A 395-nucleotide genomic window follows, 5' to 3' on the forward strand; every position below is an offset into this window, starting at 1 on the left:
TCAGTTTTACTTTGCTAGAATCCCGATGTTATAGTATGTGAAGAAATATATCTTTATATTCAAGGGGAAAGCTAAATATTTGGCATGGTAATTGCTTTGGCTTTTAATCGGAGTCTGAAAGAATTCAGAATTTCCTACGAAGTATAAAGAAGTAATTGATTTGCCGGACAAAGGGCTGGGTACAAATGAGCGATAACGAAGAACAACCCTCAATGGAAGAAATTCTGGCGTCTATCCGTAAGATTATCTCGGAAGATCCAGAAGAGCCTGAAGTAGTGGAAGAACCCGCTGCTGAAGAGCCTGAGCCAATGCCAGAACCAGAGCCAGAACCAATGCCTGAGCCGGAACCAGAGCCAATGCCAGAACCTGAGCCTGAGCCGGAACCAGAGCCAGTC

At 44.3% G+C, this 395-nt stretch carries 1 pseudogene; it reads left to right on the forward strand.

From position 1 onward, the window contains the following. Positions 1 to 185: 185 nt before the first annotated feature. Positions 186 to 395 (forward strand): annotated as a pseudogene (locus tag E1160_RS17135) (DUF2497 domain-containing protein); the annotation flags it as partial.

It is taken from the genome of Curvivirga aplysinae, assembly GCF_009711445.1.
GTDB classification, from domain to species: Bacteria; Pseudomonadota; Alphaproteobacteria; order UBA8366; family Aestuariispiraceae; genus Curvivirga; species Curvivirga aplysinae.